General features: G+C 57.4%; 13 protein-coding genes. 8 read left to right on the top strand and 5 right to left on the bottom strand.

Going from position 1 to position 17346, the window contains the following annotated elements:
* Nucleotides 1–207: 207 nt before the first annotated feature.
* Nucleotides 208–627 carry a translesion error-prone DNA polymerase V autoproteolytic subunit gene (locus QRD42_RS15180; protein WP_072568578.1) on the top strand — a complete coding sequence of 140 codons (420 nt, stop codon included), beginning with the start codon at nt 208–210 and terminating at the stop codon, nt 625–627.
* Nucleotides 628–629: 2 nt separating this feature from the next.
* Entirely contained in the window at nt 630–1901 is a 1272-nt protein-coding gene (locus QRD42_RS15175) for a Y-family DNA polymerase (RefSeq protein WP_321987533.1), read from the top strand.
* A gap of 4 nt (nt 1902–1905) precedes the next feature.
* Here the strand turns inward: QRD42_RS15175 and QRD42_RS15170 are convergent, their stop codons facing one another.
* Together QRD42_RS15170 and nifJ are read right to left on the bottom strand one after the other, a co-directional pair.
* Complete coding sequence (locus QRD42_RS15170) at nt 1906–2118, bottom strand: KTSC domain-containing protein (RefSeq protein ID WP_072568576.1); 213 nt, start codon at nt 2116–2118, stop codon at nt 1906–1908.
* 150 nt (nt 2119–2268) lie between these two features.
* Nucleotides 2269–5793: a pyruvate:ferredoxin (flavodoxin) oxidoreductase gene (gene nifJ, locus QRD42_RS15165; RefSeq protein WP_321987532.1), complete on the bottom strand. Its 3525-nt coding sequence runs from the start codon at nt 5791–5793 to the stop codon at nt 2269–2271.
* 242 nt (nt 5794–6035) lie between these two features.
* Between nifJ and zinT the strand changes: the two genes are divergently transcribed.
* Together zinT and QRD42_RS15155 are read left to right on the top strand one after the other, a co-directional pair.
* On the top strand, nt 6036–6659 hold the full coding sequence (gene zinT / locus QRD42_RS15160; RefSeq protein WP_072568574.1) for a metal-binding protein ZinT: 624 nt from the start codon (nt 6036–6038) through the stop codon (nt 6657–6659).
* Nucleotides 6660–6832: 173 nt separating this feature from the next.
* Complete coding sequence (locus QRD42_RS15155) at nt 6833–7099, top strand: DUF333 domain-containing protein (protein ID WP_072568573.1); 267 nt, start codon at nt 6833–6835, stop codon at nt 7097–7099.
* Here QRD42_RS15155 and hslJ read toward each other — a convergent pair whose 3' ends face one another.
* Nucleotides 7100–7522, bottom strand: coding sequence for a heat shock protein HslJ (gene hslJ, locus QRD42_RS15150; protein ID WP_072568572.1), 423 nt, complete (start codon nt 7520–7522; stop codon nt 7100–7102). It abuts the gene before it with no gap.
* 112 nt (nt 7523–7634) lie between these two features.
* Nucleotides 7635–8624, bottom strand: coding sequence for a 2-hydroxyacid dehydrogenase (locus tag QRD42_RS15145; RefSeq protein WP_321987531.1), 990 nt, complete (start codon nt 8622–8624; stop codon nt 7635–7637).
* A gap of 160 nt (nt 8625–8784) precedes the next feature.
* Between QRD42_RS15145 and QRD42_RS15140 the strand changes: the two genes are divergently transcribed.
* Genes QRD42_RS15140 through QRD42_RS15130 form a run of 3 tightly spaced genes read left to right on the top strand, consistent with a single transcriptional unit; the run spans nt 8785 to nt 12496 of the window.
* A complete protein-coding gene (locus tag QRD42_RS15140) occupies nt 8785–11424 on the top strand; it encodes a YdbH family protein (protein WP_321987530.1) in 2640 nt (879 codons plus the stop codon).
* On the top strand, nt 11421–11609 hold the full coding sequence (locus QRD42_RS15135; protein ID WP_318375489.1) for a YnbE family lipoprotein: 189 nt from the start codon (nt 11421–11423) through the stop codon (nt 11607–11609). Before QRD42_RS15140 ends, QRD42_RS15135 begins: the two co-directional genes overlap by 4 nt.
* A 20-nt stretch (nt 11610–11629) precedes the next feature.
* Entirely contained in the window at nt 11630–12496 is an 867-nt protein-coding gene (locus QRD42_RS15130; RefSeq protein WP_318374994.1) for an aldo/keto reductase family oxidoreductase, read from the top strand.
* 94 nt (nt 12497–12590) lie between these two features.
* Here QRD42_RS15130 and azoR read toward each other — a convergent pair whose 3' ends face one another.
* A complete protein-coding gene (gene azoR / locus QRD42_RS15125; RefSeq protein WP_072568567.1) occupies nt 12591–13196 on the bottom strand; it encodes an FMN-dependent NADH-azoreductase in 606 nt (201 codons plus the stop codon).
* 202 nt (nt 13197–13398) lie between these two features.
* Here azoR and hrpA point away from each other — a divergent pair, with 202 nt between their 5' ends.
* Nucleotides 13399–17301, top strand: a complete 3903-nt coding sequence (gene hrpA, locus QRD42_RS15120) for an ATP-dependent RNA helicase HrpA (protein WP_321987529.1) — start codon at nt 13399–13401, stop codon at nt 17299–17301.
* Nucleotides 17302–17346 lie beyond the last annotated feature (45 nt).

Raw genomic sequence — 17346 nt, 5'->3', positions numbered from 1 at the left:
CGCCGGCATGCGCCGTCTCGTTCAAGAACTACGCAGTCACACGTCATCGGGAAAAATTTACACATATATCTAACTGATTAATTAATAATGAAATTTATCTTATAAAGGCAATTTTATGAGACTTTTCGGCCCGGGGAGGGACTTGATCAGCGCAATATATAAATCTACTGTATAAATACACAGTAAAAACAAATAAGGTGACTCACCATGAAGTGCTATCACCCTGCTGAACTGCGCGTGGTTTACGCGCTCCCTTTGTTCGGCGATCTTGTCCAGTGCGGTTTTCCTTCTCCCGCGCAGGATTATGTTGAAAAAACGCTCGATATGAATGAATGGTTAATTCAGCATCCCTCAGCCACCTATTTTGTCCGCGCTGCGGGCGATTCAATGATTGAAGGGGGAATTAGCGACGGCGATCTGCTGGTAGTGGATGCCTCGCTGAAAGCCGATCATGGCGATATTATTATTGCCGCCGTCGACGGCGAATTTACCGTCAAACAACTCCAGCTACGTCCCGTCCTGCAACTTAATCCGCTCAATCGCGCCTATCGACCTATTCCCATCCTGAGCGAAGATGCGCTGGAAGTATTCGGCGTGGTCACTTTTATTGTAAAAGCGACGCGCTGATTATGTTTGCTCTGGTGGATGTCAATTCATTTTATGCCAGCTGCGAAACCATATTCCGGCCTGATTTGTGGGGTAAGCCGGTAGTGGTGCTCAGCAATAACGACGGCTGCGTGATTGCCCGCAGCGCCGAGGCGAAAAAATACGGCGTGGTAATGGGCGCGCCTTTTTTCAAACAGCGGGATCTATTTCGGGCCCATAACATCACCTGTTTCAGCAGTAACTATGAGCTCTACGCCGACATGAGCAAAAGGGTAATGGACACGCTGGAATATCTCTGTCCGCGTGTGGAAATGTACTCCATCGACGAAGCCTTTTGCGATTTAACCGGCGTGCGCAATTGCCGCGATTTGACGGCGTTCGGGCAGGAGATCCGCCAGACCATCGGGCGGGATACCCGCCTGACGGTTGGCGTTGGCATCGCGCAAACCAAGACGCTGGCGAAGCTGGCTAACTATGCCGCCAAACGCTGGCCGCAGTTTAACGGCGTGGTGGATCTGTCGAACCTGGAGCGGCAGCGCAAGCTGATGGCGCGGCTGGATGTGGGCGAGGTGTGGGGCATCGGGCGGCGCATCGCCAGAAGGCTGGAGGCGATGGGGATCAGCAAAGCCATTCAGCTGGCCGATGCCGACATTAACTTTATCCGTAAACATTTCAGCGTGGTGCTGGAAAGAACCGTGCGTGAGCTGCGCGGAGAATCCTGCCTGGCGTTCGAGGAGTTGACCCCGGCCAAACAGGAGATCATCTGTAGCCGCAGCTTCGGCGAGCGGGTGACGGACTATGAGCACATGCGTCAGGCGATTTGCAGCCATGCCTTTCGCGCGGCGGAAAAACTGCGGGCGGAACGCCAGTACTGCCGGTTTATTTCGGCCTTCGTGAAGACCTCGCCCTTTGCGTTAAACGAGCCTTACTATGGCAAAAGCGCTTCCATCAGCCTGCTGACGCCCACTCAGGACAGCCGGGACATTATTGACGCCGCCACGCGCTGTCTGAAACTCATCTGGAAAGAGGGATTCCACTATCAGAAAGCGGGCGTCATGCTGGGGGATTTCTTCAGTCAGGGCGTCGCCCAGCTTAATCTGTTTGATGACCATGCCCCGCGCCCCGGCAGCGAGGCGCTGATGGCGACGCTTGATGAACTGAACCGCAAAAAAGGACGGGGGACGCTCTATTTCGCCGGGCAGGGGATCCGTCAGGAGTGGCAGATGAAACGTGAAATGCTGTCGCCGCGCTACACCACGCGGTTTTCTGATTTTCTGATGGTGCCGGTGGGATAAAAGATCAGGCGATGCGGTGCTCCGGATATTTTCCTTTCACCACGCCATCATAAAAGCGGCCTTTCGAGACAACCGTCAGAAAGACGCTGAAAATGCGCGAGGGGACGCCGCGATACTGGTAAACGTTTTTATTATGAAACCGCACTTCCAGCGTACGGGTGCTTTCTTCGTACCCGATGGAGGCAATTCGCGATGATTTTACGGGATGATGGCGCACGGTGGTGTCCTTAACAGCTCGGCATTCATCAAGATTATCATTTTTTACGGCGTATCGGGTGACGAAATAACGGCCTTTCAGGGGGCTTAAAAGCCCGATGGGCACCGGGCTTTAGAAAGTACCGGGCCAGCATTCGGCCCGGATGGCGGCTTATTCCGCCGGGTGTTTTTCCGCTTTACCGGCCAGCTGCGCCAGGAAGTCATAGCGCTTTTGCAGATCGGCGGCGGCGTCCTTCCATAACTGTTCCGCCACTTCCGGCTGCTGGGCGTTCAGGCGACGGAAACGCTGCTCTTTCATCAGCGTATCCGCCAGCGCCTCAGACGGCGGACGGGAGTCCAGCGCCAGCGGCACTTTACCTTCGTCGGCGCGACGCGGATCGAAGCGGTACAGCGGCCAGAAGCCGGTTGAGGTGAGCTGGCGCATCTGATCGTGGCTTAACGCCAGATCGTAACCGTGCTCTTCGCACGGGCTGTAGGCGATGATCAGCGACGGTCCCGGATAGGCTTCCGCCTCCTGAATGGCTTTCACCGTCTGGTTAAGCTGCGCCCCCAGTGAGATCTGCGCGACATAAACATGCCCGTACATCATCATGCTGACGCCCAGATCTTTACGCGCTTTACGTTTACCGTGTTCGCCAAACTTGGTGACCGCGCCCAGCGGTGTGGCTTTCGAGGCCTGGCCGCCGGTATTGGAATAACACTGCGTATCCAGCACCAGAATATTGACGTTTTCCGTCAGGCTCAGCACGTGATCCAGTCCGCCAAAGCCGATGTCATAGGCCCAGCCGTCACCGCCGATAAGCCAGATGGATTTCTCCACCAGCGCGTCGGCGTAGGTCAGCAGCTCCTCCGCGCCGTCGGTACCGGCCAACTGCTGACGCAGGGCGGCGACCTGTTCACGGCGAACTTCCGGCGTGGCGGGGGCGTGCAGCGCATCGTTAAGGTCGGCAGGAATACGATCCGCAAAGGTGTCCAGCAGACGCATCACGCGCTGGCGATGCTGATCCACCGTCAGACGGAAGCCCAGCCCGAACTCGGCATTATCTTCAAACAGTGAGTTGGCCCATGCCGGACCACGGCCATGCCGGTCGGTGGTGTAGGGCGTGGACGGCAGGTTCCCGCCATAAATCGACGAACAGCCGGTGGCATTGGCGATCAGCATCCGGTCGCCATACAGCTGCGTCAGCAGTTTGATATAGGGCGTTTCGCCGCAGCCGGAGCAGGCGCCGGAATATTCAAACAGCGGCGAGATCAACTGCGAGGTACGAATATCAATACGCTCAAGGGACGTGCGGTCGATTTCCGGCAGATCGAGGAAGAAATCGTAATGCACTTTTTCTTCTTCCACATGCTCCAGGCGCGACATCATATTGATGGCCTTGATCTCCGGGTTCTGGCGATCTTTAGCCGGGCACACTTCAACGCACAGATTACAGCCTGTGCAGTCTTCCGGCGCGACCTGCAACACATATTTCTGGCCGCGCATATCGCGGGATTTGACGTCCAGCGATTGCAGGCTGGCAGGGGCGTTTTCCATCGCCTCCGGCTGCACGACTTTGGCGCGAATGGCAGAGTGCGGGCAGGCAGCGACGCAGTGGTTACACTGGGTGCAGATCTCCGGTTTCCAGATGGGGATTTCTTCGGCGATATTGCGTTTTTCCCAGCGCGTGGTGCCCACCGGCCAGGTGCCGTCCGGCGGCAGGGCAGAGACGGGCAGCGCATCCCCCAGACCGGCGAGCATGGCGGCGGTCACGGTTTTCACAAAATCCGGCGCGGCATCCGACACCACCGGCGGCCGGTGCGGGCTGGCGGCATTCACCGCCTGCAGCGGCACTTCTGACAACGATTCGCGGGCCAGCGCCAGCGCCTGCCAGTTACGCTCCACCAGCTCCGCGCCTTTGCTGCTGTAGCTTTTGGCGATGGCGCCCTGTAACGCCGCCAGCGCGTTGTCGCCCGGCAGAATGTTGGTCAGATGGAAAAACGCCATCTGCATCACGGTATTGATACGCGCGCCGAGGCCGCATTCGCGGGCGATTTTCGCCGCATTGACCACCCACAGCCGCGCTTTTTTCTGGTTCAGCACCGCCTGCACATCCTGCGGCAGTCGCGCCCACACCTCATCCGGCGCGTAAGGCGTGTTGAGCAGGAAAATGCCGCCCGGCTTCAGGCGCTCCGCCATCTGGTACTTGTCGATAAACTGCAACTGGTGACAGCCAACAAAGTCCGCCTGCGAAATCAGGTAGGCGGAGTTAATGGGCTGCTCGCTGACGCGCAGGTGCGACACCGTCAGGCCACCGGCTTTTTTGGAGTCGTACACGAAATAGCCCTGGGCGTACCACGGCGTCGAGTTACCGATGATCTTAATATTGTTTTTGGTGGCCGACACGCTGCCGTCGCTGCCGAGGCCGTAGAACAGCGCCTCCAGTTTGGTTTTTGACGGCAGGGTATTCTCCGGCAGCAGTAACGACAGGTTGGTGACGTCATCGTAAATGCCGACGGTAAAGCGCGGTTTCGGCTTCGCCGACTGCAATTCATTAAATACCGCCAGTACGCACTCCGGGCCAAATTCTTTGGAGGAGAGGCCGTAGCGCCCGCCAATCACACGCGGCAGGGCGTCGCGTTCGCCGTTACTGAAGGCTTCCGCCAGCGCGGTCATCACGTCGAGATAGAGCGGTTCCGCATGGGCACCCGGCTCTTTGGTGCGATCCAGCACGGCAATAGTGCGCGCGCTGTCCGGCAACGCCGCCAGCAAATGCCGCGCCGAGAACGGGCGGAACAGCCGCACTTTCAGCACGCCGACTTTTTCGCCGCGGGTGAGTAATTCATCCACCACCTCTTCACAGGTACCGATCGCCGAGCCCATCAGAATAATGACGCGCTCCGCCTGCGGATGGCCGTAATATTCAAACGGCTTATAGGCGCGACCGGTAGCGGCGGCGAAATCATCCATCGCCTGCTCAACGCGATCGTAAACGGCGTTATACCAGGGGTTAGTCGCTTCGCGGGACTGGAAGTAAGTATCAGGATTCGCCGAGGTGCCACGGATCACCGGATGCTCCGGATTCAGGGCGCGGGCACGGTGGGCGGCGATCTCCTCCTGAGACAGCAGGGCGCGGATGGTCTCGTCGGCGATCGGGGCGATTTTGTTGATTTCGTGGGAGGTGCGGAAACCATCAAAGAAATGAATAAATGGCACCCGACTTTTCAGCGTCGCGATATGGGAAATCAGCGCGAAATCCTGCGCTTCCTGCACGCTGCTGGCGCACAGCATGGCGCAGCCGGTCTGGCGCACAGCCATGACGTCAGAGTGATCGCCAAAGATCGACAGCGCATGGGTCGCCACGGTGCGCGCCGCCACGTGCAGCACAAAAGGCGTTAACTGCCCGGCCAGCTTATACAGCGTGGGGATCATCAGCAGCAGGCCCTGCGACGAGGTGAAAGAGGTGGAAAGCGCCCCGGTTTGCAGCGCGCCGTGCACGGCGGCAATCGCCCCGGCTTCCGACTGCATCTCCACCACACGCGGGACATCGCCCCAGACGTTTTTCAGCCCGTTGCCCGCCCAGGCGTCAGCCTGCTCGGCCATGGTCGAGCTGGGGGTAATAGGGTAGATGGCGATAACTTCGCTGGTGCGGAACGCCACTGAGGCGACTGCGCCATTACCGTCAGTTGTGATCATAGGACACCCTTACATTGCGCAATAAAAGGGACACGCATAACACCGGCGTGCCCTGTAATTATGCTTCTATTTTAGCAAATCCCCTCTGAAGCCATTTTCGCTTTTGTGTACTCCTCATAACCGCGGTCAATGAATTGATGTTTAATGGTCGGGCTTGAAAATATAAATGTTATATCATAACATCCATGTTTCTAAATCTTAATGAGGGTAGCGTTTTGATAAAGCAATATGGAACAGTGGCAATGGCGCTCGGGGCGCTTTTACTGAGCGGGCAGGCGCTGGCGCATGGTCATCATTCTCACGGAAAACCGCTGACCGAAATGGAACAAAAAGCCGCGAACGGCGTATTCCAGGACAGCGACGTAAAAGATCGTAGCCTGAGCGACTGGGACGGCGTATGGCAATCCGTTTATCCGTTGCTGGAAAGCGGCGAACTGGATCCGGTATTCAAGAAGAAAGCGGAACAGGACAAGAGCAAAACCGCTGACGAGTACAAAGCCTATTACCGCAAAGGCTACGCCACTAAAGTGGACACTATCGGCATTGAAAACGGCGTGATGGAATTCCACACCGGCGACGTGGTTAACGCCTGTAAGTACGATTACGCGGGCTACAAAATCCTCACCTATACCTCGGGCAAGAAGGGCGTGCGCTACCTGTTCGAATGTAAGGATGCCAACAGTAAAGCGCCGAAGTTCGTGCAGTTCAGCGATCACACCATCGGTCCGCGCAAGTCGGCGCATTACCACATTTTCACCGGCAATACCTCGCAGGATGCACTGCTGAAAGAGATGGATAACTGGCCGACCTATTATCCGTATCAGCTGACTAACGAGCAGGTCGTCGATGAAATGCTGCATCATTGATTAAGAAAAGAACCCGCTGCGGCGGGTTTTTTTACGTCCTGACCAATTGGGAGCCATACCGCAAAATGGGGAAATTCTCATGGCCGGACAGAAAAAGCGCAGTCTGACTCTCGACGTCAGCCGCCGGGCTGCCTATTATGCATAGGTTTTGCTAAATCGACGGGGGAGAAAACATGCGAGCAGGATTGTGGGTAGGGTGCGCGGCATTATTGTTATCGGCTTGCAGCAGCGAGCCAGTTCAGCAGGCCACGGCGGCGCACGTCGCGCCAGGTCTGAAAGCCGCCATGACCAGTTCCGGTGAAGCCAGCTGCGCGATGATTGGCGGATCGCTGTCCGTCGCACGTCAGCTTGATGGCTCGGCCACCGGCATGTGCGCACTGCCCAACGGTAAACGTTGTAGCGAACAATCGCTCGCGTCAGGCACGTGCGGCGCGTACTGATTACTGCCCCAGGTCGGCCAGTTTAAAGATTAACGTCTGCTCTGCGGTGGCCAGCGTCAGCTGGTTGCCGGTGAGGTCGGCCTGTGCCCCTTCATTCATCATGGCACTGAAGGTCTGATCCAGCTGATTACGCTGCGGATCGGCACACATCATGCGCGTCATCGCCAGATTTTTCGCCGACAGCGCGCCGTCGGACACTTTCCCCTGACCGGTGAAACGGTTACACATCACACCGGAAAGGTGCATTTTCTCGCCAAAGCTGATTTCCGGCGGATTACTGCCAGGATTGATGGCAGTGCCGTTAACCGTTTGCAGCACAAAACGGTGGTGCATCAGCTCATCCGGCGTGACAGAGACTTTGCCATCACGGGCACAGCCAGCCAGCAGCAACGTGGCTGCGGTTAACGCAATAAAATATTTCATAAAACTCCCTGGATATTCTCCGTGATTGAGCGCTGATTTTAACAGGCGTATAAGAGGTGTCTTGCAGGAAAATCTGAAAGCGCTCCCCTGAAGAGAGGGGAGCGAAGGGCTCTTACACCAGGGCGTTCGGGCAGTTTTCGCCTTTTTCCAGCTGGCGCAGGTTCTCCAGCGTGGTTTCCGAAATGCTGATCAGGGCTTCGGCGGTAAGGAACGCCTGATGGCCGGTGAACAGCACGTTATGACAGGCGGACAGGCGACGGAAAACGTCATCCTGGATCACATCGTTAGACTTATCTTCAAAGAACAGATCGCGTTCGTTCTCATACACGTCCATACCCAGCGCGCCGATTTTCTGCGTTTTCAGCGCTTCGATAGCCGCCTGCGAGTCCACCAGGCCGCCACGGCTGGTGTTGATGATCATCACGCCGTCTTTCATCTGCTCAAACGACGAACGGTTCAGCAGGTGGTAGTTATCCTCGGTGAGCGGGCAATGCAGGGAGATCACGTCCGACTGGGCAAACAGCGTGGGCAGATCCACATACTCCACGCCCAGCTCCAGCGCCGCGGCGCTCGGATAAGGATCAAACGCCAGCAGGCGCATACCGAAACCTTTCAGAATACGCAGCGCCGCCACGCCAATCTTACCGGTGCCGATCACGCCTGCGGTTTTACCGTACATGGTGAAGCCGGTCAGGCCCTCCAGCGAGAAGTTAGCATCACGGGTACGCTGATAGGCGCGGTGAATACGACGGTTCAGGGCCATCATCATACCCACGGCATGTTCCGCCACCGCTTCCGGGGAATAGGCCGGGACGCGCACCACTTTCAGCCCTAACGCTTTGGCGGCGTCAAGGTCGACGTTGTTAAAGCCCGCACAGCGCAGCGCAATAAACTTCAGACCCTGCTTTTTCAGTTCTTCCAGTACCGGACGGCTGCCATCGTCGTTAACAAAAATACAGACGCCATCGCAACCATGGGCCGTTTTTGCGGTTTTATCAGTCAGCAGAAAGTCGAAAAATTCAAGTTCATAGTTATAATTCTCGTTAACATGCTGCAAATACTTTTTATCGTACTGCTTTGTGCTATATACAGCGAGTTTCATAAGACTTTCTCCAGTGATTGTAATATCAATCCAGCATAATGATTAATTCTAGAACATCTACTCTTATCAGAGGCATTCACTTCACCAATATATGTAAGCATGCCACAATAACGCCACGGACAGACAGAAAATTGATGACAAATCAGGATATTAACTGCCCATGAAGGGTAAATATAAAGTCGCGCTCGCGCTGCTCTTACTGTTCATACTTTTGCCGCTTACGCTGCTGATGACGCTGGCGCAGTGGGTGCCGGCGCTGGCCGGGATCTGGCTGCCGGTGGGGACACGCATCGCCTTTGAAGACAGCCCCCGCCTGACGCGGCACGCCCTGAAAATTCCTGATTTACTTTATCTGGTGGATGATTGCCCGCTGGCGAAGCTTACGCATGCCGAACTGACGCATCCGAGCCGCTGGCAACTGAATGTCGACTCACTGGTGCTCAACGCCGCCTGTCTGAAAAAACTCCCGCAGACGACGGCATCGCCCGTCGCGCCGCGCACCCTGGCACAGTGGCAGTCCATGCTGCCTTATACCTGGGTTAATATCGATAAACTGACGGTCACGCCCTGGCAGCAATGGGAAGGGAAAATCGCCCTTGCGCTGACGCCAGCGCGCCAGCAGCTCAGTTATGAGGGCGAACGCGTCACCGTGCAGGCGCAGCTTTCCGGACAGGCGCTGACGGTGGAAAAATTCGCGGTCAAACTCGCGGAAAACCAGCCGCCGCTGAGCCTGGCGGGGGAGTTCACCCTGCCGTTGGTGCCGGACGGTCTGCCGGTTAACGGTCATGCCGCCGCCACCCTGCACCTGCCGCAAAGCGCCGATCCTGTGGATGCGGAAATCGAGTGGCGCGACAACGAAGGCCAGCTGATCGTCATGGCGCGGGATGCCGCCGATCCGCTGCTTGATCTTCCCTGGCAGGTGACGCAGCAGCAGCTCACCATCAGCGACGGGCGCTGGAACTGGCCTTATCAGGGCATGCCGTTAAGCGGGCGCGTCGGCATACGCATCAAAAACTGGCAGGCGGGGCTGGAAGGCGCAGAGGTCAGCGGCCGGATGAACGTGCTGACCCGGGGCGATGCGGGCAAAGGCAACGCCGTACTGAATATCGGGCCGGGGCGGCTGAGTCTGGAAAACAGCGATCTGCCCCTGCAACTGACCGGCGAAGCCAAGCAGAACGATTTGATTTTATACGCCGTGTTACCGGCGCATCTGAGCGGCAGCCTCACCGATCCGCTGCTGGCGTTCAGCCCCGGCGCGCTGTTGCGCTCCCGCGGCACGCTTATTGATTCCCTGAATATTGACGAAGTGCGCTGGCCGCTGGCGGGGGTAAAAGTCACCGGGCGCGGCATCGATGGACGCTTACAGGCCATCCTGCGCGCCCATGAAAATCAGATGGGCGATTTTACCCTGCATCTCGACGGTAAAGCGCACGACTTCCTGCCGGATCATGGTCTCTGGCAGTGGCGCTACTGGGGTGATGGCCGCTTCACGCCGATGCAGGCGCGCTGGGATGTCGCCGGGAAAGGGGAGTGGCGCGATAGCCTGATCCTGCTGACCGATCTGTCCACCGGCTTCGATCAGTTGCAGTACGGTACCATGCATATGGATAAACCCCGGCTGGTACTGGACGCGCCCATACGCTGGCAGCGTGATGAACAGCATCCGCAGTTCAGCGGCGCGCTGTCGCTCGACGCCGCGCAGACCACCTTCAGCGGCGGCAGCGTGTTACCTCCCTCAACGCTGAAATTCAGCGTAAGCGGACGCGAGCCGACGGTCTTTCAGTTTAAAGGCGATCTCCACGCGCAGGAGATTGGCCCGGTACGGGTTAACGGGCGCTGGGACGGCGAACGGCTGCGCGGGCAGGCGTGGTGGCCGCGCCAGGCGTTGAAAGTCTTTCAGCCGCTGGTACCGCCGGACTGGAAAATGGCCCTGCGCGATGGCGAAATGTACGCGCAGATCGCCTTTTCTGCCGCTGCGGATCAGGGGTTCGAAGCCGGGGGGCACGGTGTGCTGAAAGGCGGCAGCGCCTGGATGCCGGATAACGAACTAAAAGGCGTCGATTTTGTGCTGCCGTTCCGTTTCAGTGAGGGGACCTGGCAACTGGGGACGCGCGGGCCGGTCCGGCTGCGCATTGGCGAAATCATCAACCAGGTGACGGCGAAAAACTTCACTGCGGATTTGCAGGGCGCGTACCCGTGGAGCGAAGATAACCCGCTGCGTCTGAGTGACGTCAGCGTGGATATGCTCGGCGGGAAAATCACCCTCCGCCAGCTGCGTATGCCGCAGCACGACGCTGCGCTGCTGCGGCTGGAGCATATTTCCGCCAGCGAAATTATCAGCGCGGTGAATACCAAACAGTTCGCCATGTCCGGCGCGCTCAACGGCGCGCTGCCGCTGTGGCTGAATAACGATCAATGGATCGTGAAAGATGGCTGGTTAAGCAATCCGGGCGCGCTGACGCTGCGTCTTGATAAAGACACCGCCGACGCTCTGGTGAAGGATAATATGGCGGCCGGGGCGGCCATCAGCTGGCTACGCTATATGGAAATTTCGCAATCCTGGACGCATATCGATCTGGATAATCATGGCGTAATGAAGATGCGCGCCGCCCTGAAAGGCATCAGCTACGTGGATGGAAAAAGCAATGCGGTGAACCTGAACTATCACCACGAAGAAAATGTCTTCATGCTGTGGCGCAGTTTACGTTACGGCGATAATTTGCAGTCATGGCTTGAGCAACATGCGGCAGTGCCGGATAACCGCTGCGCGCCTGGCAAGGAATGTGAGGTAAGACAATGAAACTCCCGTTAAGCGCGCTTTGTGCGTCCCTGATGCTGCTGACCGGCTGCACGCCGCGTATCGAAGTGGCGGCCCCGTCCACGCCGATCACCATCAATATGAACGTCAAGATTGACCACGATATTCATATTAAAGCGGATAAAGACGTCGAAACGTTGCTGAAGACGCGCAGCGATTTACTATAACCCATGCAGGAAGGATCATGATGACGCACACCACAGCAAACACCTTTACCTTCGGCGGAATGACCGTCAACCGTCTGGGCTACGGCGCGATGCAGCTTGCCGGCCCCGGCGTCTACGGCCCGCCGAAAGATCATGACGCGGCGCTGGCGGTACTGCGCGAAGCCATTGCGCTTGGCGTGAATCATATTGATACCAGCGATTTTTATGGCCCGCACATTACAAACCGTATTATCCGCGAGGCGCTGCATCCTTATCCGGACGATCTGGTGATCGTCACCAAAATCGGCGCACGCCGCGATGAAACGGCAGCCTGGCTACCGGCGTTTTCTGCGGATGAGCTGAAACAGGCGGTACACGATAACCTGCGTAATCTGGGCGTTGAAGCGCTGGACGTGGTTAACCTGCGTTCGATGCTCGGCGACGGACACGGCCCGGCGGAAGGTTCGCTGGCGGAACATGTGCAGGTGCTGGCGGATCTGCAAAAGCAGGGGCTGGTGAAACATATTGGTCTGAGCAATGTGACCGCGACCCAGGTCGCCGAAGCGCGTGCAATGGTGGACGTGGTCTGCGTGCAGAATCTCTACAACATTGCGCATCGTGAGGATGACGCGCTGATCGACGCGCTCGCCCGTGACGGTATCGCCTACGTGCCGTTTTTCCCGCTGGGCGGCTTTACGCCGTTGCAGTCATCCACGCTGTCTGATGTGGCGGCGAGCCTGAATGCCACTCCGATGCAGGTGGCGCTGGCCTGGCTGCTGCGCCGTTCGCCGAATATTCTGTTGATTCCCGGAACGTCGTCGGTCACGCATCTGCGTGAAAATATGGCGGCGGCAGAGCTGGAGTTGTCAGAAGAGGTGCTGGCAACGCTGGAAAGTATCGGCGGGTAAGTGTTTTTGCCCGGTGGCGCTGGCGCTTACCGGGCCTACAAAAAGTGTAGGCCCGTGCAAGCGAAGCACCGCCGGGCACAAATCAGCAAAAACGTTACGCTGTCACTACGCTGTCGATGGCCGCTTTCGCGTCGGACTGCGCTTTGGTCGCCACTTCCGGACCGTAAGCAATGCCTTCTGCGAACACGAAGTTCACATCGGTGATGCCGATAAAGCCCAGGAACACTTTCAGATACGGAGCGATCAGGTCAGTCGGGGTATCTTTATGGATGCCGCCACGGCTGGACACCACCACCGCACGTTTACCGGTCACCAGACCTTCCGGGCCTTTCTCGGTGTAACGGAAGGTCACGCCAGCACGGGCAATCAGGTCAAAGTAGTTTTTCAGCTGCGTCGGGATGTTAAAGTTGTACATCGGGGCGTTAATGACGATAACGTCATGGGCCTGCAGTTCAGCAATGAGTTCATCAGACAGCTTCAGGGCTTCCTGCTGACGCGGCGTCAGCGGGGCATCGGACGGACGCAGCGCACCAACCAGCTCGCCATCGAGGACCGGAACCGGATTAGCCGCCAGATCGCGTACGGTAATTTCATCCGCCGGATGCTTTTCGCTCCACTGTTCAACAAAATAGTCGGAAAGCTGACCAGACTGAGAGTACCCTGCCAGAATACTGGATTTAAGCACTAATACTTTACTCATGGGTGATTCCTTTTATGCATGTATGTTGAGGTATAGCCTCAATAATTACCGTCACTCTATTCATTATCCGCCGCCATGAATAGCGCAATATATCGATACCAATGTTCGAATTTTTTGAATAAGCCAAAGAAAGCGGCGATGTGATAATCTACAGTAAACGAAACAGAGAAATTTTACCGGCAGTGTGCTGCCCGATAACCTTATGACAGAACAACAAAATTTTACTTTCTCCGCCCTTAACCAGCAGCTTGAAACCTTAATGCTGCGCGACAGACAACGCTTCGCGCGCCGTCTGCACGGGGCGAGAAAGGTTAAAAATCCAGAGGCGCAACAGGCCATTTACCAGACCATGGCGCAGGAAATTGAACAGGCTGCCGGCAAAGTGCGCCAGCGCATGGCCGCGCGCCCTGACATCACCTATCCGGATAATCTGCCGGTCAGCCAGAAGAAGCAGGACATTCTGGAAGCCATCCGCGATCACCAGGTGGTGATTGTCGCCGGGGAGACCGGCTCCGGTAAAACCACCCAGCTGCCGAAAATCTGCATGGAGCTGGGGCGCGGCGTGACCGGGCTTATCGGCCACACTCAGCCACGCAGACTGGCGGCACGGACCGTGGCCAGCCGTATCGCTGAGGAGCTAAAAAGCGAGCCGGGCGGCTGCATTGGTTATAAAGTGCGTTTCAGCGATCACGTCAGCGACAACACCATGGTCAAGCTGATGACCGATGGCATTCTGCTGGCGGAGATCCAGCAGGACCGCCTGTTGATGCAGTACGACACTATCATCATCGATGAAGCGCACGAGCGCAGCCTGAACATCGATTTTCTGCTCGGCTATTTCAAAGAGCTGCTGCCAAAACGCCCGGATCTGAAAGTTATCATCACCTCGGCGACCATCGATCCGGAACGCTTCTCCCGCCACTTTGATAATGCGCCGATCATTGAAGTCTCGGGCCGCACCTTTCCGGTGGAAGTGCGCTATCGCCCGATTGTGGAAGAGGCGGACGATACCGAGCGCGATCAGCTTCAGGCAATTTTCGACGCCGTGGACGAGCTGGGCCGTGAAAGCGCCGGCGACATCCTGATTTTTATGAGCGGTGAGCGGGAGATCCGCGACACCGCCGATGCGCTCAACAAGCTCAGTCTGCCGCATACTGAAGTGCTGCCGCTGTATGCACGTCTGTCGAACAGCGAACAAAACCGCGTGTTCCAGTCTCACAGCGGGCGACGCATCGTGCTGGCGACCAACGTGGCAGAAACCTCGCTTACCGTGCCGGGCATCAAGTATGTCATCGATCCCGGCACGGCGCGTATCAGCCGCTACAGCTTCCGTACCAAAGTGCAGCGCCTGCCGATTGAACCGATCTCGCAGGCGTCGGCGAACCAGCGTAAAGGCCGCTGCGGACGCGTTTCGGAAGGTATTTGTATTCGTCTTTATTCGGAAGATGATTTCCTGTCGCGCCCGGAATTTACCGATCCCGAAATTCTGCGTACTAACCTCGCGTCGGTCATTTTACAGATGACCGCGCTGGGGCTGGGGGACATCGCTGCGTTCCCGTTTGTGGAAGCGCCGGACAAACGCAACATTCAGGACGGTGTGCGCCTGCTGGAAGAGCTGGGGGCGATCACCACCGATGAGCAGCAAACGGCGTATAAGCTGACGCCGCAGGGCCGCCAGCTTTCGCAACTGCCGGTGGATCCGCGTCTGGCGCGCATGGTGCTGGAAGCGCAAAAGCTTGGCTGCGTGCGGGAAGCGATGATCATCACCTCGGCCCTGTCGATTCAGGATCCGCGCGAGCGCCCGATGGACAGGCAGCAGGCGTCGGACGAAAAGCACCGCCGTTTCCACGACAAAGAGTCCGATTTCCTCGCCTTTGTGAATCTGTGGAACTACCTCGGCGAGCAGCAAAAAGCGCTGTCCTCGAACAGTTTCCGCCGCCTGTGCCGCACCGAGTTCCTTAACTATCTGCGGGTACGGGAATGGCAGGATATTTACACCCAGCTGCGCCAGGTGGTGAAAGAGCTGGGCATTCCGGTGAACAGCGAACCGGCGGAATACCGCGAAATCCATATCGCCATGCTGACCGGGTTGTTATCGCATATCGGCATGAAGGACGCCGATAAGCAGGAATTTACCGGCGCACGTAACGCCCGTTTCGCCATCTTCCCCGGTTCCGGTTTATTCAAAAAGCCGCCGAAGTGGACCATGGTCGCCGAGCTGGTGGAAACCAGCCGCCTGTGGGGACGCATCGCCGCGCGTATCGATCCGGAATGGGTCGAACCGGTGGCGCAGCATCTGATCAAACGCTCCTACAGCGAACCGCACTGGGAGCGGGCGCAGGGCGCGGTAATGGCGACGGAAAAAGTCACGCTTTATGGGCTGCCCATCGTCAGCGCGCGCAAGGTGAACTACAGCCAGATCGACCCGGCATTGAGCCGCGAGCTGTTTATCCGTCATGCGCTGGTGGAAGGCGACTGGCAGACGCGCCACGCGTTTTTCCGCGACAATCTGAAGCTGCGCGCGGAAATCGAAGAGCTGGAGCATAAATCGCGCCGCCGCGACATTCTGGTGGATGATGAAACCCTGTTTGAGTTTTACGATCAGCGCATCAGCCATGAGGTGATCTCCGCACGCCATTTCGACAGCTGGTGGAAGAAAGCCAGCCGCGAAACGCCGGATCTGCTGAACTTTGAAAAGAACATGCTGATCAAAGAGGGCGCGGAAAAAGTCAGTAAGCTCGACTATCCAAACTTCTGGCATCAGGGCAACCTGAAACTGCGCCTGAGCTATCAGTTTGAGCCTGGCGCGGATGCCGATGGCGTAACGGTGCACATTCCGCTGCCGCTGTTAAACCAGGTGGAAGACAGCGGTTTTGAGTGGCAGATCCCGGGACTGCGCCGCGAGCTGATTATCGCGCTGATCAAATCCCTGCCGAAGCCGGTACGCCGCAACTTTGTGCCTGCGCCGAACTATGCCGAAGCCTTTTTGGGGCGTGTGACGCCGCTGGAGCTGCCGCTGCTGGATGCGCTGGAGCGCGAGCTGCGCCGTATGACCGGCGTGACCGTTGATCGCGACGCCTGGCAGTGGGATCAGGTGCCGGATCACCTGAAGATCAGCTTCCGCGTGGTGGACGACAAGAACAAGAAATTGCAGGAAGGCCGCGATCTGACGGCGCTGAAAGAGGCGCTGAAAGGCAAAGTACAGGAAACCCTGTCGGCGGTGGCCGACGACGGTATCGAACAGAGCGGGCTGCATATCTGGAGTTTTGGTCAGCTACCGGAAAGCTACGAGCAAAAACGCGGCAACTACAAAGTGAAGGCGTGGCCTGCGCTGGTGGATGAGCGCGACAGTGTGGCGATCAAACTGTTCGATAATCCGCTGGAGCAGCAACAGCAGATGTGGCGCGGTCTGCGCCGTCTGTTACTGCTCAATATTCCGTCGCCGATCAAATATCTGCATGAGAAGCTGCCCAACAAAGCCAAGCTGGGTCTCTACTTTAACCCGTACGGCAAAGTGCTGGATCTGATTGATGACTGTATTTCCTGCGGCGTCGATAAGCTGATCCATGAGGCGGGCGGCCCGGTGTGGACGGAAGAGGGTTATGCGCAGCTGCACGAAAAAGTGCGCGCTGAACTTAACGACACCGTGGTGGAGATTGCGAAGCAGGTGGAACAGATCCTGACCGCCGTGTTCAATATCAACAAGCGCCTGAAAGGGCGGGTGGATATGACCATGGCGCTGGGGCTGTCGGACATCAAAGCGCAGATGAACAATCTGGTGTATCGCGGTTTTGTCACCGGCAACGGTTTTAAACGTCTGGGGGACACGCTGCGTTATCTGAATGCCATTGAAAAACGGCTGGAGAAGCTGGCAGTGGATCCGCACCGGGATCGCGCGCAGATGCTGAAAGTGGAGAGCGTACAGCAGGCCTGGCAGCAGTGGCTGAACAAGCTGCCGCCCGCCCGCCGTGAGGATGACGATGTGAAAGAGATCCGCTGGATGATCGAAGAGCTGCGCGTCAGTTATTTCGCGCAGCAGCTCGGCACATCGTACCCCATTTCCGATAAGCGTATTTTGCAGGCGATGGAGCAGATCCAGCCGTAATGCCTTGCCGGGCGGCGACTGCGTCTTGCCCGGCCTACAAAAGCG

It is taken from the genome of Enterobacter sp. PGRG2 (assembly GCF_030291195.1).
In the GTDB taxonomy this organism is placed as follows: Bacteria; Pseudomonadota; Gammaproteobacteria; order Enterobacterales; family Enterobacteriaceae; genus Enterobacter_D.
This window is presented reverse-complemented; position numbering and strand designations above follow the sequence as displayed.